The sequence below is a fragment of the Jiangella ureilytica genome (genome assembly GCF_004348545.1).
Classification (GTDB): Bacteria; Actinomycetota; Actinomycetes; order Jiangellales; family Jiangellaceae; genus Jiangella; species Jiangella ureilytica.
Genome location: NZ_SMKL01000072.1, coordinates 1 through 20322, shown reverse-complemented (window position 1 = coordinate 20322; position 20322 = coordinate 1). Strand labels below are relative to the sequence as shown.

The 20322-nt window shown below is 71.6% G+C and carries 18 protein-coding genes and 1 pseudogene; 18 read left to right on the top strand and 1 reads right to left on the bottom strand.

Features of this window, described 5'->3' with window-relative positions:
• Positions 1–132 precede the first annotated feature (132 nt).
• The 18 genes from E1212_RS23920 (at position 133) to ccsB (ending at position 19588) form a co-directional block, all read left to right on the top strand.
• Positions 133–867: a redox-sensing transcriptional repressor Rex gene (locus tag E1212_RS23920; RefSeq protein WP_131987134.1), complete on the top strand. Its 735-nt coding sequence runs from the start codon at positions 133–135 to the stop codon at positions 865–867.
• Entirely contained in the window at positions 864–2264 is a 1401-nt protein-coding gene (locus E1212_RS23915; protein WP_131987133.1) for a glutamyl-tRNA reductase, read from the top strand. The genes E1212_RS23920 and E1212_RS23915 overlap by 4 nt, the downstream gene beginning before the upstream one ends.
• Complete coding sequence (hemC, locus tag E1212_RS23910) at positions 2261–3205, top strand: hydroxymethylbilane synthase (RefSeq protein WP_131987131.1); 945 nt, start codon at positions 2261–2263, stop codon at positions 3203–3205. Before E1212_RS23915 ends, hemC begins: the two co-directional genes overlap by 4 nt.
• A 4-nt stretch (positions 3206–3209) precedes the next feature.
• Positions 3210–4820 carry a bifunctional uroporphyrinogen-III C-methyltransferase/uroporphyrinogen-III synthase gene (locus tag E1212_RS23905; RefSeq protein ID WP_131987129.1) on the top strand — a complete coding sequence of 537 codons (1611 nt, stop codon included), beginning with the start codon at positions 3210–3212 and terminating at the stop codon, positions 4818–4820.
• Between the two features lie 11 nt (positions 4821–4831).
• On the top strand, positions 4832–5815 hold the full coding sequence (hemB, locus tag E1212_RS23900) for a porphobilinogen synthase (RefSeq protein ID WP_131987127.1): 984 nt from the start codon (positions 4832–4834) through the stop codon (positions 5813–5815).
• Positions 5816–5877: 62 nt separating this feature from the next.
• A complete protein-coding gene (locus E1212_RS23895) occupies positions 5878–7407 on the top strand; it encodes a sodium-dependent transporter (RefSeq protein ID WP_131987125.1) in 1530 nt (509 codons plus the stop codon).
• Positions 7404–7523, top strand: coding sequence for a methionine/alanine import family NSS transporter small subunit (locus E1212_RS23890; RefSeq protein ID WP_131987123.1), 120 nt, complete (start codon positions 7404–7406; stop codon positions 7521–7523). The genes E1212_RS23895 and E1212_RS23890 overlap by 4 nt, the downstream gene beginning before the upstream one ends.
• A gap of 145 nt (positions 7524–7668) precedes the next feature.
• A complete protein-coding gene (locus E1212_RS23885; RefSeq protein ID WP_238992463.1) occupies positions 7669–8055 on the top strand; it encodes a Fur family transcriptional regulator in 387 nt (128 codons plus the stop codon).
• A 13-nt stretch (positions 8056–8068) separates the two neighbouring features.
• Positions 8069–9517 (top strand): catalase, encoded by a 1449-nt coding sequence (locus tag E1212_RS23880; protein WP_131987119.1) that lies wholly within the window; start codon positions 8069–8071, stop codon positions 9515–9517.
• Between the two features lie 210 nt (positions 9518–9727).
• Positions 9728–10609 carry an NAD(P)-dependent oxidoreductase gene (locus E1212_RS23875; protein ID WP_131987117.1) on the top strand — a complete coding sequence of 294 codons (882 nt, stop codon included), beginning with the start codon at positions 9728–9730 and terminating at the stop codon, positions 10607–10609.
• Between the two features lie 65 nt (positions 10610–10674).
• On the top strand, positions 10675–11685 hold the full coding sequence (locus E1212_RS23870; protein WP_162605607.1) for a tripartite tricarboxylate transporter substrate-binding protein: 1011 nt from the start codon (positions 10675–10677) through the stop codon (positions 11683–11685).
• Between the two features lie 38 nt (positions 11686–11723).
• Positions 11724–13469, top strand: coding sequence for a thiamine pyrophosphate-binding protein (locus E1212_RS23865; RefSeq protein WP_131987113.1), 1746 nt, complete (start codon positions 11724–11726; stop codon positions 13467–13469).
• A 53-nt stretch (positions 13470–13522) separates the two neighbouring features.
• On the top strand, positions 13523–14854 hold the full coding sequence (gene hemL, locus E1212_RS23860) for a glutamate-1-semialdehyde 2,1-aminomutase (protein ID WP_131987111.1): 1332 nt from the start codon (positions 13523–13525) through the stop codon (positions 14852–14854).
• The gene (locus tag E1212_RS23855; protein WP_131987109.1) at positions 14851–15498 is read left to right on the top strand and encodes a histidine phosphatase family protein; all 648 of its coding nucleotides are present in this window, start codon (positions 14851–14853) and stop codon (positions 15496–15498) included. Before hemL ends, E1212_RS23855 begins: the two co-directional genes overlap by 4 nt.
• Positions 15498–16226, top strand: a complete 729-nt coding sequence (locus E1212_RS23850) for a TlpA family protein disulfide reductase (protein ID WP_131987107.1) — start codon at positions 15498–15500, stop codon at positions 16224–16226. The genes E1212_RS23855 and E1212_RS23850 overlap by 1 nt, the downstream gene beginning before the upstream one ends.
• The gene (locus E1212_RS23845; protein WP_131987105.1) at positions 16223–16966 is read left to right on the top strand and encodes a cytochrome c biogenesis CcdA family protein; all 744 of its coding nucleotides are present in this window, start codon (positions 16223–16225) and stop codon (positions 16964–16966) included. The genes E1212_RS23850 and E1212_RS23845 overlap by 4 nt, the downstream gene beginning before the upstream one ends.
• Before the next feature lie 13 nt (positions 16967–16979).
• A complete protein-coding gene (gene resB, locus E1212_RS23840) occupies positions 16980–18593 on the top strand; it encodes a cytochrome c biogenesis protein ResB (RefSeq protein ID WP_131987103.1) in 1614 nt (537 codons plus the stop codon).
• Complete coding sequence (gene ccsB / locus E1212_RS23835; protein WP_131987101.1) at positions 18593–19588, top strand: c-type cytochrome biogenesis protein CcsB; 996 nt, start codon at positions 18593–18595, stop codon at positions 19586–19588. Before resB ends, ccsB begins: the two co-directional genes overlap by 1 nt.
• Before the next feature lie 489 nt (positions 19589–20077).
• On the opposite strand, the pseudogene E1212_RS29630 reads toward ccsB, so the two are convergent.
• Positions 20078–20322, bottom strand: a pseudogene (locus E1212_RS29630) (hypothetical protein); the annotation flags it as partial.

Below are 20322 nucleotides of genomic sequence, written 5' to 3'. Positions count from 1 at the left end.
CCGGGGCGGAACAGCAACTTTGTGCATACGTTCACAAGCGTCTAGGCTGGGGCGCATCGTAAGTCCTGCCGGTTCGGGTCCGTCACCCGGCCCCCGGATGTCGCCTTCCGTGCCGGCCGACCGGGGAGTGTCGTGACCCGAAACAGCCGCCCGTCGTCCACACCGACACCAGCCGCAGCGCCGCCGCGCGGCGTGCCGGAGGCGACGGTCGCGCGGTTGCCGCTCTACCTGCGGGCGCTCACCAACCTGGCCGAGCGGGGCGTCGCCACGGTGTCGTCGGAAGAGCTGGCCGCCTCGGCCGGGGTCAACTCCGCCAAGCTGCGCAAGGACCTCTCCTACCTGGGCTCCTACGGCACCCGCGGCGTCGGCTACGAGGTCGACTTCCTGCGCCACCAGATCACACGCGAGATCGGCCTGACCCAGGACTGGGCGGTCGTCATCGTCGGCATCGGCAACCTCGGCCACGCGCTGGCCAACTACGGCGGGTTCGCGTCCCGCGGCTTCCGCATCGCCGCGCTCGTCGACGCCGACCCCAGCCGCCTGGGCGAGGAGGTCGCCGGCCTCAACGTCCGGCACGCCGACGAGCTCGAGCAGATCGTCCAGGACCTCGGCATCGCCATCGGCGTCGTCGCCACACCGGCGCGGGCCGCGCAGTTGGTGTGCGACCGCCTGGTCGCCGCCGGCGTCACCAGCATCCTCAACTTCGCGCCCGCCATCGTGCAGGTGCCCGAGGGCGTCGACCTGCGCAAGGTCGACCTCTCCACCGAACTGCAGATCCTCGCGTACCACGAGCAGCGCAAGAACGGCGCCGCACTGGCCCTGACCGCCGAGCAGGCGGCGGAGCTGGCCGAGGCGGTGAACGGATGAGCGTGCTCGCCATCGGGGTGTCGCACCGCAGCGCCCCCGTCGAGGTACTCGAGAGCGTCGCCCTCGACCGCGCCGCCGTCGGGAAGCTGCTCGACGAGGTCCCGTCGTCGGACCAGATCGCCGAGGCCGTCGTCGTCGCGACGTGCAACCGGCTCGAGCTGTACCTGGACACCGCCACGTTCCACGGCGGCGTCGAAGAGGCCAGCACGCTGCTGTCGCTCCACACCGGCGCGCCCATCGAGCTGCTGACGCCGTACCTCTACGTGCACTACGGCGACCGCGCGGTCTCTCATCTGTTCCACGTCGTCAGCGGCCTCGACTCCATGGTCGTCGGCGAGACGCAGATCCTCGGCCAGGTGCGCGACGCGTTCCGGCTCGCGCAGACGTCCGGGGCCACCGGGCGGGTGCTCACCGAGCTGTTCCAGAACGCGCTGCGGGTCGGCAAGCGCGCCCACGCCGAGACCGGCATCGACGCCGCCGGCCGCTCGCTGGTGACGCTGGGCCTGGCCCGGGTGCTGCCGGCGGTCGCGGCCGAGGGCTGGTCGTCCGGGCAGGTCGGCGGCGCGTCCTGGCGCGAGCTGCTGTCCGGCACGTCCGCCCTGGTGGTCGGCGCCGGGTCCATGGCGGCGCTGGCCGCGGCGACCCTGCAGCGCGAGGGCGTCGACGTCCTGGTCGCCAACCGCACTCCCGAGAACGGCGCCCGGCTGGCCGAGGCCGTCGGCGGCCGGGCCGTCGCCATGGCCGAGCTGCCGGCGGTGCTGCGCACCGTCGACGTCGTCGTCTCGTGCACGGGCGCGGCCGGCGTCGTGCTGGCCTACGACCTCGTCGAGGCGGCCGTGTCGCGCCGTGGCGGCAGGCCGCTGGGCATCGTCGACCTCGCCCTGCCGCGCGACGTCGACGCCGGCGTCGCGGACCTCCCCGGCGTGGTGCTCGCCGACCTCGCCCGGCTCAGCGTGGCCGCCGACGACGACGTCGCCGACGCCCGCACCATGGCCGACGACGTCTCCGCCGTGCGCTCCATCGTCACCGACGAGGTCGCCGCGTTCGCCACCGCGCGCCGGGCCGCCCAGGTGGCGCCCACCGTCGTCGCGCTGCGCAGCATGGCCGACGACGTCGTCGACGCCGAGCTCACCCGCATGGCCGGCCGGCTGCCCGACCTCGACGAGCGCACCCGCGCCGAGGTCGCCCGCACCGTCCGCCGCGTGGTCGACAAGCTGCTGCACCAGCCGACGGTGCGGGTCAAGGAACTGGCCGCCCAGCCCGACGGCGCCTCCTACGAGGCCGCGCTGCGCGAGCTGTTCGCCCTCGACCGCCGCTCCATCGACGCGGTCGCCAAGCCCGACCCCGTCGGTCACGACGCCGTCGGTCACGACGCCGAGGGGACGGTGCAGGCATGACGACCGCACCGTTGCAGCTGGGCACCCGCGGCAGCACCCTCGCGCTGGCGCAGGCGGGGTACGTGCAGGAGCGGCTGCGCTCGCTCGGCCACGAGGTCGAGCTGGTCCGCATCCAGACGACGGGCGACGTGTCGACGGCGCCGCTCGAGAGCATCGGCGGCACCGGCGTGTTCGTGACGGCGCTTCGCGAGGCCCTGCTCGACGGCCGCGTCGACCTCGCCGTCCACTCCCTCAAGGATCTCCCGACGGCGCCGGCCGACGGCCTCGTCGTGGCCGCCATCCCCGAGCGCGAGGACCCGCGCGACGTGCTGTGCGCGCGCGACGGCCTGAAGCTGTCCGACCTCCCCGCCGGCGCACGGGTGGGCACCGGGTCGCCGCGGCGCGAGGCGCAGCTGCGCGCGCTGGGCCTCGGCATCGAGATCGTCGGGCTGCGGGGCAACGTCGACACCCGGCTGGGCAAGGTCGCCGACGGCACGCTCGACGCCGTCGTGCTGGCCCGGGCCGGGCTCGCCCGCCTGGGCCGCCTCGACTCCGTCACCGAGGCCCTCGACCCGATGCAGGTGCTGCCCGCGCCGGGCCAGGGCGCCCTGGCGGTCGAGTGCCGCACCGCCGACACCGCACTGGTCGAGGCGCTGAGCGCGCTCGACGACGCCGCCACCAGGGCGGCCGTCACCGCTGAACGGACCCTTCTCGCCGTGCTCGAGGCCGGATGTACGGCGCCCGTGGGCGCCTACGCCGAGGCGGCGGAGGGGGAAGAGGGCCTCGAGCTGTACATCCGGGCCGTCGTGGCTTCACGCGACGGATCGGTGAGTATCCGCAAGTCAGCCACCGGGTCCCTCGGGGGGGCTGAGCAGATCGGGCGCGACCTCGCGCTCGAGCTTCTCGCCGACGGGGCCGGGGCAGTCGTCGACGCCGGCGGACCGGCGTCGAAGGAGGAATAGAGTCGTGACCACTCCGCGAGGCGCGAAGCAGCGCACCGAAGAAGGTGGCGTCGCGTTCGTCGGCGCCGGTCCCGGCGATCCGGGGCTGCTCACCCTACGGGCGGTCGAGGTGCTCGGTGGGGCCGACGTCGTCGTCATCGACGAGCCGGCGCACCGCGCGATGCTCGCCTACGCGCCCGGCATCGTCGAGATCATCGACGTCGGCGTCGACGACGAAGGCGTCACCTTGACCCCGTCGGCGCGCGGGCGCCGCCTGGTCCAGGCCGCCAAGGGGGGCCGGCGGGTGGTGCGACTGCTCGGCGGCGACCCGTTCACCCACGCCACCGGCGCCGACGAGGCGCTCGCCTGCGCCAAGGCCGGTGTCCCGTTCGAGGTCGTCGCAGGCGTCGCCACGGCGATCTCCGTGGCGACGCACGCCGGCATCCCGCTGGTCACCGGCCGCCGCCGCAGCGTCGAGATCTTCGACGTCGGCGGCAAGATCGACCTCAAGTCGTGTACCGCCGACACCGTCCTGCTGACCGGCGTCACCGAGCAGCTCGGCCACCTCGCCGGCGCGCTCGTCGACGCCGGCCGGGTGCCGTCCACGCCGGTCGCCGTCGTCACGTCCGGCAGCACCGTCGAGCAGCAGACCGTCGTGTCGACGCTCGGCGGCGTGGCGGCCGACGTGCGGGCGGCGAAGCTCGAGGCGCCGTTCGTCGTCATCGTCGGCGACACCATCGAGCACCGCGACACGCTCTCGTGGTTCGAGACCAAGGCGCTGTTCGGCTGGCGGGTCCTGGTGCCGCGCACCAAGGAGCAGGCCGGCCAGCTGTCCTCGGCGCTGCGCCGCTCGGGCGCGGTGCCCGAGGAGGTCCCGACGATCTCCGTCGAGCCGCCACGCAACCCGCAGCAGATCGACAAGGCCGTCCGGGGCATGGTCGAGGGCCGCTACGAGTGGATCGCGTTCACCTCGGTCAACGCGCTGCGTGCGGTCAAGGAGAAGCTGACGGCGTACGGCCTCGACGCCCGTGCGCTGTCCGGGCTGAAGGTCGCCGCCGTCGGCGAGAAGACCGCCGACGCGCTGCGGTCGTGGGGCATCGAGCCCGACCTCGTGCCCTCCGGCGAGCAGTCCGCCGTCGGGCTGCTGAACGACTGGCCGCCGTACGATGAGGTGCTCGACCCGATCAACCGGGTGTTCCTGCCGCGGGCGGACATCGCCACCGAGACGCTGGCCGCCGGGCTGACCGACATGGGCTGGGAGGTCGACGACGTGACGGCGTACCGCACGGTGCGCGCCGCGCCGCCGCCCGCCGAGACCCGCGACGCCATCAAGACCGGCAAGTTCGACGCGGTCGCGTTCACGTCGTCCTCGACGGTGCGCAACCTGGTCGGCATCGCCGGCAAGCCGCACGCGTCCACCGTCGTCGCCTGCATCGGGCCGCAGACGGCGAAGACGGCCGAGGAGCACGGACTGCGGGTCGACGTGCTGGCTCCCGAGCCGTCGGTCGAGGCGCTGGCCGAGGCACTGGCGCAGTTCGGCCTGTCGCGGCGGCTGGCCATGGTCGAGGCCGGCGAGCCGGTGCTCAAGCCGTCGCAGCGCCGCCGGGCGTCCGCGCGGCGCAAGAACGCCCAGTAGGGGACGAGAGCATGGGATACCCGGAGATCCGGCCGCGGCGGTTGCGCCGCACGCCGGCCATGCGGCGCCTGGTCGCCGAGACGTCGCTCGAGCCGCGCCACCTGGTGCTGCCGATGTTCGTCCGCGAGGGCGCCACGGAGCCGCGCCCCATCGCGTCCATGCCGGGCGTCGTGCAGCACACCATGGAGTCGCTGCGCAAGGCCTCGCTCGAGGCGGTTGAGGCCGGCGTCGGGGGGATCATGCTGTTCGCCATCCCGTCGCAGAAGGACGCCGTCGGCAGCGGCGGCGTCGACCCCAAAGGGCCGCTCAACGCCGCCATCCGCGAAATCGTCGCCGAGGTGGGCGACGCCACCGTCGTCATGGCCGACCTCTGCCTCGACGAGTTCACCGACCACGGCCACTGCGGCGTGCTGGCGCCCGACGGCACGGTCGACAACGACGCCACGCTCGAGATCTACGGCCGCATGGCGGTCGCCCAGGCCGATGCCGGCGTCCACGTCGTCGGACCGAGCGGGATGATGGACGGCCAGGTCGGCGCCGCGCGGACGGCGCTCGACGCCGCCGGGCACACCGACGTCGCCATCCTCGCCTACGCGGCCAAGTACGCCTCGGCGTTCTTCGGCCCGTTCCGCGAGGCCATCGAATCGTCGCTGGTCGGCGACCGCACGACCTACCAGCAGGATCCCGCCAACGGCCTCGAGGCGCTGCGCGAGACCGCCCTCGACATCGACGAGGGCGCCGACATGGTCATGGTCAAGCCGGCCATGTCCTACCTCGACGTGCTGGCCCGGGTCCGCGACCTCGCCGACGTCCCCGTGGCGGCGTACCAGATCTCCGGCGAGTACGCGATGATCCAGGCCGCCGCCGAGCGGGGCTGGATCGACCGCGATCGTGCCGTCCTCGAGACGCTGACGTCCATCCGCCGGGCCGGCGCCGACATCGTCCTCACCTACTGGGCCGTCGAGGCCGCCCAGTGGCTGCGCGCCGCGCGCTGACACTTCACCCTGTCGGACCCGACCGGTAAGGTCGGCTGTCACCACCGGCAGGAGGAGTGACAGTGCAGCGCGAACGGGAGCAATGGGGCACCCGGGCAGGGTTCCTGATGGCCGCCATCGGTTCGGCCATCGGCCTGGGCAACATCTGGCGATTTCCCTACGTGGCCTATGAGAACGGTGGCGGCGCGTTCCTGCTGCCGTACCTGGTGGCCCTGCTGTCCGCCGGCATCCCGCTCTTGATGCTCGAGTACGCCCTCGGGCACCGCTTCCATGGCTCGCCGCCGCTGGCGTTCCGCCGCCTGCACCGCCGGACCGAGGCGATCGGCTGGTGGCAGGTCGCCATCTGCTTCGTCATCGCCGCGTACTACGCCGTCATCATCGCCTGGGCGGCCCGGTACGCCGGGTTCTCCGTGGGCCAGGACTGGGGCGACGACCCCGAGGCGTTCCTGACCGGAGACTTCCTGCAGGTGGGCGAGCCGGGCTGGGTGTCGTCGTACGTCTCGGGCGTCTTCTGGCCGCTGCTGGCGGTCTGGGTGTGCACGCTCGCGGTCCTCGCGCTGGGTGTGCGGCGCGGCATCGAGCGCGCCAACCGGGTGTTCATCCCGCTGCTCGTGGTGCTGTTCCTGTTCCTGGTGGTGCGAGCGCTGTTCCTCGACGGCGCCGCTGAGGGTCTGGACGCCTTCTTCTCGCCCGACTGGGGCGCCATCACCGACGGCGGCGTGTGGGTGGCGGCCTACGGGCAGATCTTCTTCTCGCTGTCGGTCGGCTTCGGCATCATGATCACCTACGCCTCGCACCTGCACCGGCGGTCCGACCTCACCGGTTCGGCGCTCGTGGCCGGTTTCGCCAACAGCTCGTTCGAGATCCTGGCCGGCATCGGCGTCTTCGCCACGCTGGGCTTCATGGCAGCCGCGAGCGGCGTCGCGGTCGGTGACGTGGCGACGTCAGGTCCCGGCCTGGCATTCGTCGCCTTCCCGCAGATCATCTCGACGCTCACCAGCGGCGCCGGGCTGTTCGGCGTCATCTTCTTCGCCTCACTGGTCATCGCGGGTTTCACCTCGCTGATCAGCATCGTGCAAGTGGTGATCTCGGCCGTCCAGGACCGCACCGGCCTGCGCCGGGTGCCGGCCGTGCTCATCGTCGGCGGCGGCATCGCCCTGGTCTCGCTCCTGCTGTTCCCCACCGCCCAGGGCCTGCACTACCTCGACGTCGCCGACCACTTCATCAACCAGTACGGCATCGCGCTCGCGGCCCTGGTGATCGTGGTGGTGGTCGCCTGGGTGCTGCGCCGCCTGGCGGCACTGCGCGCGCACACCAATCTCACGTCCGTCGTCCACCTCGGAGTCTGGTGGCAGGTGGCCCTCGGCGTCGTGACGCCGGTCGTGCTCGGCTGGATGATGTGGGACAGCCTGCGGCAGGAGTTCGACGAGAACTACGGGGGCTACTCCACCGGGTTCCTGCTGACCCTCGGCTGGGGTGTCGCTGTGGGCACCATCGTCGTCGGCGTCGTCCTGTCCCTGATCCCGTGGCGGGACCGAGACGAGTTCGTGCCGGCCGAGTTGGACATCGTCGGCGGGAAGGAGCAGGTGTGAGCGCCGGAGCCATCGCCATGCTGATCGTGGCCATCGTCATCGTCTGGGGTGGGCTGGTGGCGAGCATCGTGCACCTGCGCCGCCATCCCGACCCCGGGCCGCCCGACGAGGTCTGACCCCAGCATCTCTTGAATCGGACGTTTACTTGACTCGTTCCAGATAAGCGGCGACGATCGGGTCGTGCCCACGGACGAGGAAGGCCGGCCGCGGCCCGCCGCGAGGCGGCAGGGAGAGACGTCGCGTGACGACGCCGCCTCGCGGTTGCGGGCCGCCGGGCTGCGGGTCACCGCGCCGCGCGTGGGCGTCCTCGTCGCGCTCGAGTGCGAGTCGCATGCCGACGCCGACACCGTCGCGCGGCACGTCCGGTCCTCGCTCGGGGCCGTCTCCACCCAGGCCGTCTACGACGTGCTGCACGCCCTCACCGAGGCCGGGCTGCTGCGCCGCATCGAGCCGGCCGGGTCCGCCGCTCGCTACGAGACGCGGGTCGGCGACAACCACCATCACATGATCTGCCGGAGCTGCGGCGTCATCGTCGACGTCGACTGCTCCGGAGAGGCGCCGTGCCTGGCGCCTGCACACACGCACGGCTTCGCGCTCGACGAGGCCGAGGTGACCTTCTGGGGGCTCTGCCCCGACTGCCGACAGTGATTGAGGAGAACGGATGAGTTCTACGCCGCACACGACCACCAATTCCGGCGCACCGGTGGCCAGCGACGCCCACTCCCTGACGGTGGGGCCGAACGGGCCCATCGTGCTGCACGACCACTACCTCGTCGAGAAGCTGGCCCAGTTCAACCGCGAGCGCGTGCCGGAGCGCGTCGTGCACGCCAAGGGCGGCGGCGCGTTCGGCGTCCTGGAGGTCACCGAGGACGTCAGCCAGTTCACCAAGGCCGCGCTGTTCCAGCCGGGCACGCGCACCGAGGCGCTGGCGCGGTTCTCGTCCGTCGCCGGCGAGCAGGGCAGCCCGGACACCTGGCGCGACCCGCGCGGCTTCGCGCTGAAGTTCTACACGTCCGAGGGCAACTACGACATCGTCGGCAACAACACGCCGGTCTTCTTCCTGCGCGACACCATCAAGTTCCCCGACTTCATCCGCTCGCAGAAGCGGCTGCCGGGCTCGAACCTGCGCAACCACGACATGCAGTGGGACTTCTGGACCCTGTCGCCCGAGAGCGCGCACCAGGTCACCTGGCTCATGGGCGACCGCGGCCTGCCGCGCAGCTGGCGCACCATGGACGGCTTCGGCTCGCACACGTACCAGTGGATCAACGCCGGCGGCGAGCGGTTCTGGGTCAAGTACCACTTCCGCACCGACCAGGGCCACGAGTTCCTCACACAGGCCGACGCCGACCGCATCGCCGGTGAGGACGCCGACCACCACATCCGCGACCTCTACGAGGCCATCCAGCGCGGCGACGCGCCGTCGTGGACGGTGCACGTGCAGGTCATGCCCTACGCCGACGCCGCGAGCTACCGGTTCAACCCGTTCGATCTCACGAAGGTGTGGCCCAAGGGCGACTACCCTCTGATCAAGGTCGGAACGCTGCGGCTGGACCGCAACCCGGAGAACTACTTCGCGCAGATCGAGCAGGCCGCGTTCGAGCCGAGCAACTTCGTCCCCGGCATCGCCGCGAGCCCGGACAAGATGCTGCTCGGGCGCATCTTCTCCTACGCCGACGCGCACCGATACCGCATCGGTACCAACTACAACCAGCTGCCGGTCAACGCGCCGAAGAACGAGGTCCACTCGTACTCGAAGGACGGCGCCATGCGGTTCGACTTCGCCGCGGCCGACCGTCCCGTCTACGCGCCCAACAGCCACGGCGGCCCGGCGGCCGAGCCGTCGCTGGTCGGTGACGCCGGGTGGGAGTCCGACGGCGAGCTCGTGCGCGCCGCCGCCACCCCGCACACCGAGGACGACGACTTCGGCCAGCCCGGCACGCTGGTGCGCGAGGTGCTCGACGACGCTGCCCGCGACCGCCTGGTCGCCAACATCGCCGGCCACGTGAGCCACGTGACGACCGACGAGCTGCGGCAGCGGGTCTACGCCTACTGGCGCAGCGTCGACGAGACCCTCGGCAAGCGGGTCGAGGAGGCCGTCGGCAGCTGACGGTTCGCTTCGGAGCAGCCGCCCTCGTCCGGCCCGAGTGGTTGGACGAGGGCGGTTGTCGTTCGCGCGGGCGCGAGGTCTGAACGCCTGGTTTCCTTGACCGCCGAGCCGACAAGCCATAGCTTATGGATTTATTACACAACATCCAACATCTCTGCGCCGGATGTACGTGTGAAAGCCGCCTGAGAATCACTGGACGGAGCCCCGCTGATGGCGACACACGTCGGAGTTCTCGGACTCGGCAAGATGGGCCTGCCCATGGCGCGGCACCTGCTGGATGCCGGTTACGCGGTCCACGGATTCGACGTGCGACCGGAGTCCGTCGAGGCAGCGGCCGCGCACGGTGTCACCGTCGAGAAGGCCCCGGCTGACGTGGCCCGCAACGTGTCGGCGACGTTCGTGGTCGTGGGGTTCGACGACGAGGTACTCGGCGCGTGCCTCGGGCCTGGCGGCGTCCACGAAGGTGCGGCCGCCGGTGACGTCGTGTTCCTGTGCAGCACCATCGCCCCCGACACGTCCATCCAGGTCGGCGCGGCTCTGGCAGCCCAGGGCGTCAAGGTCGCCGATGCGACCCTGTGCCGGGCCGAGCACGCCGCGGTCGACGGGACGCTGCTCGTCCTGTGCGGTGGCGAGCCCGAGGTGTTCACCGATTGGGACGCCGCGCTCCGCTCGTTCGCCACGGACGTTCGCCTGCTCGGTGCGCTCGGTGCAGGTCAGGTCGGGAAGATGCTCAACAACCTCCTGCTCTGGATCAATGTGGTCGCGAACGCGGAGGCACTGCGGCTGGGCAAGCGGCTCGGCGTCTCCCAGGAGGAGTTGATTCCCGCGCTGATGCTCGGGAGCGGAGCGAACTGGGCTCTGGGCACGTGGCACAAGCCGCGCCCGATGCCGTGGGCGGAGAAGGACCTGATGATCTGCATGGACTACGCGGATCGGGTCGGCCTCCCGGCCCCACTGTCCGGCCTCACCCGCGAGGCGATGAAGAAGCTCAAGCAGGACAAGGCGGTGACGACGGAGAACGGCGCCGAGGCCAGCATGCAAGCCATGGTCGACGCCTGGGAGCCGACCCTGGGCGGGACGCAGCAGCAGTAGTCGCCGACGACAATCTGACTGGAAGCGGTGGATCTGTGATGACGAGACGACGTGTTCGACGCCGCATGCTGAGCGGCCTGGCCGCCGGCACGATGGGCGTCACTCTGGGTGCGTGCGGGCAGACCGGCGGCGAGGGCACGGACTCTGCCGAGGATCCGGCGGCGTTCTTCGACGGCGAAACCATCACGATGGTCGTGCCGTACAACCCGGGCGGGGGCTTCGACACCTTCGTGAGACTTCTCGAGACCCATCTCGAGGATGAGATCGAGGGGGTTCAGGTCAACGTCAAGAACAGCCCGGGCGGGGGCAGCCTGATCGGTACGAACGAGATCTACCAGGCCGAGCCCGACGGGCTGACCATCGGCCTGATCAACTACCCCGGCTCGATGTTCGCGGAGGCCACCGGCACGGACGGTGTCTCGTTCGACAACAGCAAGTGGACCTTCCTGGCCCGTCTCGGCGCGATCAACCCGATCGTCTTCACCGGTGAGGACTCCGGGTACGAGAGCTTCCAGCAGATGATCGACTCGGACGAGCCGATCACTTTCGGCATCGGCGGGCGCGGATCGGACGCGTACTACGCGACGGTGATCATGGCCGAGGTCCTCGGTTTCGACGCCGAGATCATTGCCGGCTATGGCGGCGGTGAAGAGGCGGATGCCGCGCTCCTCGTCGGCGAGGTCGATGCGAGTATCAACTCCGCCGACGCCGCGCTGACCCGCATCGAGGGCACCGGTGCCCACATCAACGCGCTGATCAGCACCCAGCCGAACGAGCAGTTGCCGGACGTTCCGCTGATCACTGAGTTCGGGGATGCCGAGCAACAAGAGGTGCTGAGCGCGCTCGCCTCGATCTACGACCTCGAGCGGCTCCTCGTGGCACCTCCGGGGATGGACGAGGAAAGGGCGCAGGTCCTCGCTGACGCGGTTTTCGCGGCGGCGAGCTCCGATGGCTACGTGCAAGAGATGGAGGCCGCGGGTTTGACCCCGAGCCCGATGGAGCGCGCCGAGGTCCTGTCCCTGGTCGAGGACGTGAACGCGTCGATCGACCTGCTGAAGCCGATCATCGAGGAATAGGCCCACGAGACCGATCGAGCCTTGTGCAGAGGAGTGACGTGGCCCCACCGGACGGCGAGCGCCGATACTTCGGCTCCGATCTCGTCGTGGATGTCCTCAAGTCGAAGCGGATCCCGTTCCTCGCGCTGAATCCCGGCGCATCGTTCCGGGGACTGCACGACTCCATCGTGAACCACGGCGGCAACGACCCCGAGATCATCCTCGTGCCGCACGAGAAAGTGGCGGTGGGCATAGCGCACGGGTATGCCAAGGCCACGGGGACGATGATGGGAGTCGTCCTGCACGATCTGGTGGGGCTGCTCCACGGGACCATGGGCGTCTACTACGCCTACGTCGACCGGGTCCCGATGCTGATCCTCGGCGGCGCGGGCCCGATGGACGCCGCCCGGCGCCGTCCGTGGATCGACTGGGTGCACACCGCGAACGTGCAGAACACCTCGGTCCGCGACTTCACCAAGTGGGACGACCATCCCTACTCGGTCGAGGCGATACCGGACTCGCTCGAGCGGGGTCACCGGATCGCCGGCACCGAACCGCGCGGGCCGGTCTACATCGCTCTCGACGCCGACCTCCAGGAACAGGCCATCGAGGAGGGCCGGCTGCGGCCGGTCGCCGGGGACGCGGCGCCGACGAGGCTGGCGGCCGACCCGGACGCGATCGAGTCGATCGCCGAGGCGCTGTGCGCGGCGCGGCGTCCGGCGATCGTGGCCGGCAGCGTGGGACGCGACCGCGCCATGTGGCCGGTGTTGATCGAGCTCGCGGAGCTGCTCGGCGCCGGCGTGGTCGACACCAACCTGCGGCACAACTTCCCCAATCGGCATCCTCTCAACGTCACGGGCTCGAACGAGCTCGAGTCGGCGGATGCCGTCTTGCTCCTCGACATCAAGGACATCGGGCAGCACACGCATCTGATGAGCAAGGAGGACCGGGGCGACAAGCCGCACATCGCCGACGGTGCCAAGGTGCTGGACATCGGCTTCGGCGACCTGGGCATCTCCGCGTGGTCGGCCGATCATGGGAGCCTGTACTCCGTGGACGTCCGGGTCGTCGCGGACACGTCACTCGCGTTGCCCGCGCTCCTGCACGAGTGTCGCCGCCGGATCGACGCCGACGAGCCGGCCCGTGCCGGCAGGCGCGCTGAGCTCGCGGCCGTGCATGACAGTCTGCACGTGCGGTGGCGGGCCGTCGCGGAACGTCATGTCGAGGACGAGCCCATGTCGACGGCGACGCTGGTGCTGGAGGTCGGGAAGGCGCTCGAAGGCCACGACTGGGTGCTCACCGCAGGTACGGGCAACGGATGGGCGACGCGGCTGTGGGATTTCGACAAGCATGATCGCCACGCCGGCCGGAGCTTGGGCACGGCGACCCAGATCGGCATCTCGCTCGGCGTGGCTCTGGCCTACCGAGGCTCGGGACGGCTGGTCGTGGACCTGCAGCCGGACGGCGATCTGATGTTCGATCCCGGTGCGCTGTGGGTGGCGACACATCATCGCATCCCCATGCTCGTGGTGATGGTCAACAACCGGGCCTACAACAACGACTGGATCCATCAGAGGACGATGGCCTCGGAGCGGGGAAACCCGGTCGAGAACGCGAGGGTCGGGATCACGATCGAGGACCCGGACCCGGACTTCGCCGGGCTGGCACGATCGTTCGGCTGGCATGCCCAGGGCCCCGTCACCCGCCCCGAGGACATCGCGGGTGCCGTCGCCGAGGCGATCTCGGTGATCAGCACGACGGGGCAGCCCGCCCTCGTGGACATCGTGTGCAGCGCTGAGCGGTAGGCCACGCCGGGGGCGGCGCCGGGTGCGGGTACGTCACTTGCGAGAATGACGCGGTGACCAACGACGACGTGCCGCGCAGTGCGGAGCTCTTCGATCGTGCGCGGGCCGTCACGCCCGGCGGAGTCAACTCGCCGGTGCGGGCGTTCCGCGCCGTCGGCGGCACCCCCCGGTTCATGCAGCGGGCCAGCGGCCCCTATCTCTACGACGCCGACGGCCGCGAGTACGTCGACCTCGTCGGCTCGTGGGGGCCGATGATCCTCGGCCACGCCCACCCGGCGGTCGTCGAGGCCGTCCGCGCGCAGGTCGGCCGGGGCACGTCGTACGGCACCCCCACGCGGCCCGAGGTCGAGCTGGCCGAAGAGATCGTCGCGCGCACCAGCGTCGAGCAGGTGCGACTGGTCTCCAGCGGCACTGAGGCCACCATGAGCGCCATCCGGCTGGCCCGCGGCGCCACCGGCCGCACCAAGGTCGTGAAGTTCGCCGGCCACTACCACGGGCACGTCGACGCGCTGCTGGCCCAGGCCGGCAGCGGGGTCGCGACGTTCGCCCTGCCCGACACACCCGGGGTCACGGGGGCGAGCGCCGCTGACACCATCGTGCTGCCCTACAACGACACCGGTGCGGTCAAGGCGGCGTTCGCCGAGCACGGCGAGCAGATCGCCTGCGTCATCGCCGAGGCCGCCGCCGGCAACATGGGCGCCGTCGCACCCGTCGACGGCTTCAACGCGTTCCTCCGCGACACCGCCCACGAGCACGGCGCTCTGCTCATCCTCGACGAGGTCATGACCGGCTTCCGCGTCTCGCGGTCCGGCTGGCACGGGCTCGACGGCGTCACCCCCGACCTCACGACGTTCGGCAAGGTCATGGGCGGCGGCTTCCCCGCGGCCGCGTTCGGCGGCTCGGCCGAGGTCATGCAGTTGCTCGCGCCGGCCGGGCCGGTCTACCAGGCGGGCACGCTGTCCGGGAACCCGGTCGCCACCACGGCCGGGCTGACGACGCTGAAGCTGGCCGACTCGCAGGTCTACGCCCACCTCGACGCGACCGCCCAGCGCATCGGCGGGCTGGTCGGCGAGGCCCTGAGCGCCGCCGGCGTGCCGCACCGCGTCCAGTACGCCGGCAACCTGTTCAGCGTGTTCTTCACCGACGACGGCGGCCCGGTCACCGACTTCGCGTCGGCCAAGCGGACCAGCACGGCCCGGTTCGGCGCGTTCTTCCACTCCCTGCTCGAGGCGGGCGTGTACCTGCCGCCGTCGGCGTTCGAGGCCTGGTTCGTCAGCGCCGCCCACGACGGCCGCGTCGTCGACCGCATCGCGCAGGCGCTGCCGGCGGCCGCCGCGGCCGCCGCGGGCGCCGCCGCGACTCCGGCCGGGGGCGGGGCCGGATGAGCGAGCTGACCCGCGTCCACCTGCTCCGCCACGGCGAGGTGCACAACCCGACCAAGGTGCTCTACGGCCGGCTCGCCGGCTACCACCTGTCCGACCTCGGCCAGGCCATGGCGGAACGGGTGGCCGGGTCCGTCGCCGACCGCGACATCACGCTGCTGGTCAGCTCGCCGCTCGAGCGGGCCCGCGAGACCGCCGCCCCCATCGCCGAGGCGTTGAAGCTCGAGGTCGGCATCGACGACCGCCTCCTCGAGGCGCTCAACGTCTTCGAGGGCCTGACGTTCGGCGTCGGCGACGGCTCCATACGGCACCCGAAGCACTGGCGCAACCTGCGCAACCCGTTCAAGCCGTCGTGGGGCGAGCCGTACCGCGACATCGCCGCCCGCATGCTGGCCGCCATGGACGACGCCCGCCGCGACGCCGCCGGCCACGAGGCCGTCCTGGTCTCGCACCAGCTGCCCATCTGGACGGTGCGCAGCTTCATCGAGGGGCGGCGGCTCTGGCACGACCCCCGTCGCCGCGAGTGCGCGCTGGCCAGCCTCACCACCGTCACCTACGACGGCGAGACCATCGTGTCGGTCGCCTACAGCGAGCCGGCCGGCGACCTGCTGCCCCAGATCGGCAAGCCGTTCTCGGCGGGTGCCTGATGCGTCGTCTCCTCGTGGTGTGTGGTGCCGCCCTGCTGGTCCTGGCCGGCTGCTCCGACGGGCAGGTCGAGCGCAGCGACAACGCGAACCAGGCCGGGTACATCGCCGGCGACGGCACCATCAGCATCTACGACCCCGCGGAGCGCGACGCGGCGCCGGACTTCGCGGGCGAGCTGCTCGACGGCGGCGACTTCCGGCTCGCCGACTCCGTGGGCGACGTGGTCGTGCTCAACGTGTGGGGCTCGTGGTGCCCCCCGTGCCGCAAGGAGGCGCCGGACCTGCAGGCGAGCTACGAGGCCCTCGAGCCCGAGGGTGTCCAGTTCGTCGGCGTCAACGTCCGCGACCCCGGCACCCGGGCACCGCAGCAGTTCGAGGACGAGTTCGGCATCACCTACCCCAGCATCTACGACCCCAGGGCCGACGCGCTGCTCGCGTTCCGCGACACCATCCCGCCGGCGGCCATCCCCAGCACGCTGGTCATCGACCGCGAGGGCCGCATCGCCGCCCGCATCCTCGGGCCCATCGGCGAGACCTCGCTCACGGACATCGTGAGCGAGATCGCGGCCGAGGCCCCCGCGGCGGAGGGCACCGCTGAAACACCGACATCGGGTGGTCGGACCATCCATGAGACCGAATCGATCCTCAGCTCCGCGCGGCACCGCACCGCCGATTCGAGGAGACTCCCGGCCCCCTCTCACCAAGCGGTCGTGGATGGTCCTCCCGGGTGAGCACCTTCGGCGACACCGTCCTGACCGGCTCGCTGGCCCTGGCCGTGCCGGTGGCGGCGCTGGCGGGGCTCGTCTCGTTCCTGTCGCCGTGCGTGCTGCCGCTGGTCCCGGGCTACCTGGGCTACGTCACCGGGCTGTCCGGCGCGGAGCTGGCGTCGGGGCGGCGGGGCCGGCTGGTGCTGGGCGCGCTGCTGTTCGTGCTCGGGTTCAGTGTGGTGTTCGTGTCGTACGGGCTGCTCTTCGGCGGCCTGGGGACGCTGCTGCTCGAGCACGGCGAGACGATCATGCGGGTCCTCGGCGTCGTGACGATCGTGCTCGGGCTGGTCTTCGCCGGCTGGCTGCCCGGGCTGTCGCGCGACTGGCGCACCGAGGCCCGGCCGTCGGTCGGGCTGGCCGGGGCGCCGCTGCTGGGCGTGGTGTTCGGCCTCGGCTGGACGCCGTGCATGGGACCGACGCTGGCCGCCGTGCAGACGCTCGCGTTCACCGAGGCGAGCGCGGGCCGCGGGGCGCTGCTGTCGTTCGTGTACTGCCTGGGGCTGGGCCTGCCCTTCCTGGTGGCGGCGCTGGCCTACCAGCGGGCGACGCGCTGGTTCCAGTGGGTCCGGCGGCACCAGCTGGCGGTCATGCGCGCCGGCGGCATCATGCTGATCGTGCTCGGCGTGCTGCTGGTCACGGGGCTGTGGGCCGAGCTGATGGCGTCGATGCAGGGCTGGATCGGCGGCTTCGAGGTGGCGGTGTAGGAATGGGCACACGATGACGACGCGGATGGACACCCGCCCGCCGGTCGACGACCGGCCGCCGCCGCTGCACGGCCTCGAGCTGGCGCGGTGGGCGTGGCGGCAGCTCACGTCCATGCGGGTGGCGCTGATCCTGCTGTTCCTGCTCGCCGTGGCCGCCATCCCCGGCTCGGTCATCCCGCAGAGCGACGTCAACCCGCTCAACGTCCGCGACTTCCGCGCCCGCAACCCCACGCTGTCGGAGTGGTACGACCGCCTCGGCCTGTTCGACGTCTACTCCGCTCCCTGGTTCGCGGCCATCTACCTCGCGCTGCTGGTGTCGCTGGTCGGGTGCATCCTGCCGCGCTGCTGGCAGCACTGGAAGGCGGTCCGGGCGCAGCCGCCCAAAGCGCCGCGGCGGCTGTCGCGGCTGCCCGCGTACCGGAGGATCGAGGTCGACGCCGCGCCGGCCGAGGTGCTCGCCGTCGCGCGGGCCGAGCTGCGGTCGCGTCGGTTCCGGCTGCGCCGGCCCGGTGCGGACGGCGACGATGACGCCGTCGCCGCGGAGATCGGGCACCTGCGCGAGACCGGCAACCTGCTCTTCCACCTGTCCGTGGTCGTGGTGCTGCTGGCGGTGGCGCTGGGCGGGCTGTTCAGCTACCGGGCGACGGTGCTCGTGCCCGAGGGCTCGGGCTTCTCCAACCAGGTCATCCAGTTCGACAGCCTGTCCGCCGGCGCGCTGTTCGACCCGGCCGACGACCTGCCGCCGTTCTCGATGGACGTCGAGTCGTTCACCATGGAGTTCGTCGACGCGGGCAACCAGATCGGCCAGCCGTCGCACTACGAGGCGACGGTGAGCCTGGTGCGCGAGCCGGGCGCGGAGCCCGAGACGCACACCATCCGCGTCAACGAGCCGCTCGACATCGACGGCACGTCGGTGCACATCATCAACCCCGGCTACGCGCCCGCGTTCACCGTCCGGGCCGCCGACCGCGAAACCATCCTGGCCGAGGGCCCGGTGCCGTTCCTGCCCGACGACTCCAGCTTCACGTCGACCGGCGTGGTCAAGGTCGAGGTGCCGCCGGAGCTCGGCGACGACATCGGCATCCAGGCCAACTTCCTGCCCACCGCCTACCTCGACGAGAACGGCCCGCGGTCGGTGTTCCCCGGCGCGCGCAACCCCGAGGTGTACCTGACGGCCTGGCACGGCGACCTCGGCCTCGACGACGGCCGGCCGCAGTCGGTGTACCGGCTCGACACCGACGACATGGAGCAGTACTCCGCCGACGGCGAGCCGTTCCGGTCCCGCCTGGCCGTCGGTGACACCGTCGAGCTGCCCGACGGCCGCTTCATCACCTTCGACGGCTACGTGACCTGGGTCAACCTGCAGATCGGCCGCAACTCCGGGCGCGAGCTGGCGCTCGTCGGGGCGGTACTGGCCGTGGTGGGGCTCATGGGCTCGCTGTACGTGCGGCGGCGCCGCGCGTGGGTGCGTGCGAGCGTGGGACCCGAGGGGCGTACCGTGGTCGAGGTCGCGGGGCTGCACCGGACCGAGGGCGCGGCGGGCGACCGCCTCGCCGACGAGATCGGCGCCATCACCGACGGGCTGTTGCTGCGCCTGGGAGGCGCGAAAGAGAAGAGGGAAGACTGATGGACCTCGACGCCGTCGCCGAGTGGAGCCGCTACGTCGTTGTCGTGGCGGTCCTCGTCTACCTGGCGGCCTGGCTGGCCTTCTGCGCCGAGGGCGGCCTGCGCAGCCGCATCCGCCGCTCCGGCGAGGCGGCCGCGACCGACCGCTCGGCCGAACTGGTCGGCGTCGGCGGCTCGTCGACGACGGCGCCGGTGTCCGGTCCCGGTGGGGTCGACGCTCCTGACACCGATGCCGAGCTGGGGCCGCGGGCCGACCGGCTGGGCCGCGACGGCCGGGTGCTGTTCGGCCTGGCGACGCTGGTTCTCGCCGTGGGCGTCGTCATGCGCGGCGTCGGCACCGGGCGCACGCCGTGGGCCAACATGTACGAGTTCTCCATCACCGGCGCCCTCGTCGCCTCGATCGTCTTCCTCGTGCTCGCCCGCACTGTCGTCGGCAAGGTCGTCGCCGTCTGGGCCGTCCTGCTGATCTTCGTCACCGTCGGCCTCGCCGCCACCTTCCTGTACGTGCCGCCCGGCCCGCTGCAGCCGGCCCTGCAGTCGTACTGGCTGGTCATCCACGTCGGTTGCGCGGTGCTGGCATTCGGCCTGTTCACCGTGTCCGCGGTGGTCAGCGCGCTGCAGATCGCGTCCGAGCGGGCCGCCGACCGTGGCCGCACCACCGGCTTCGGCGCCTCCCTGCCCGACTCGGCCGCCCTGGACCGGCTCGCGTACCGGCTCACCGCCATCGCGTTCCCCATCTGGACCTTCGGGCCGCTCATCCTCGGCGCCATCTGGGCCGAGGTCTCGTGGGGCCGCTACTGGGGCTGGGACCCCAAGGAGGTCTGGGCGCTCATCACCTGGCTGGCCTACGCGGCGTACCTGCACGCCCGCGCCACCGCCGGCTGGAAGGGCTCGAAGGCGTCCGTGGTGGCGCTGGTGGGGTACGCGACCGTGCTGTTCAGCTACTTCGGCGTGAACATCCTCTTCAACGGCCTGCACTCCTACGGCGGCCTTTGATCCAGTTCGGGGCGGTGTGCCCAGTTCGCCGGCCCCTGCTGCTCCCATTGTCGGGGCGCGGGCGGTCGCCTCGAGTCCGCGCCCTCTGTGGTCGGTTGCCGTTGTAGTTGGGGGCTTGGGACTTGACCCGGCCGCCCGCGCCCCCGTGAAGGCAGCGTCAGGGGGGCCGGCCGAAAGACGGCCCCGGCCCGTAGCCCCCGATGTGCCCCTTTGCGCCGGCCTCTGACGATTCGCGCGGGGCGGGCGGCCGGACCCGCTGCGGCCCGGTGCCGCCGGCTGCTGCCCGTTGATCATGGAGAAGTCGGGATTCCGGTCCACGGTCGAGCCCGGTTTCTCCATGATCAACCAGGATCCAGGGGGATGACGAGGCGCCACCAGGATCACCCGAGCCTCAACACGATTGCAGGCGTAGTGCGGCACGGGATCTCGTGGTGAACGTGATCATCTTTGGGTGGGCGGCCGAGAGCGGGCGGGCGCGCCAGGGAGTGCCTAGCGGGACTCGTCCTCGTCGTCGGTGTGGTGGCGGGCCTCGTCCTCGCGCTTGCGGGCCTCGGCCTGGCGGCGCCGCTCGAGCTCCTCGGCAGCAGCAGCGGCGGCGCGCTCCTCGGCGTCCTTCTTGGCCTTGATCTCGGCCTCACGCTTGCGGAGGTCGGCCTCCCACTGGTTGAGCATCTGCTCGTGCTTGCTGTCGCTGTCGCGCAGGTGCCGCAGGAAATCGGGGTCGTCGTCGGGGG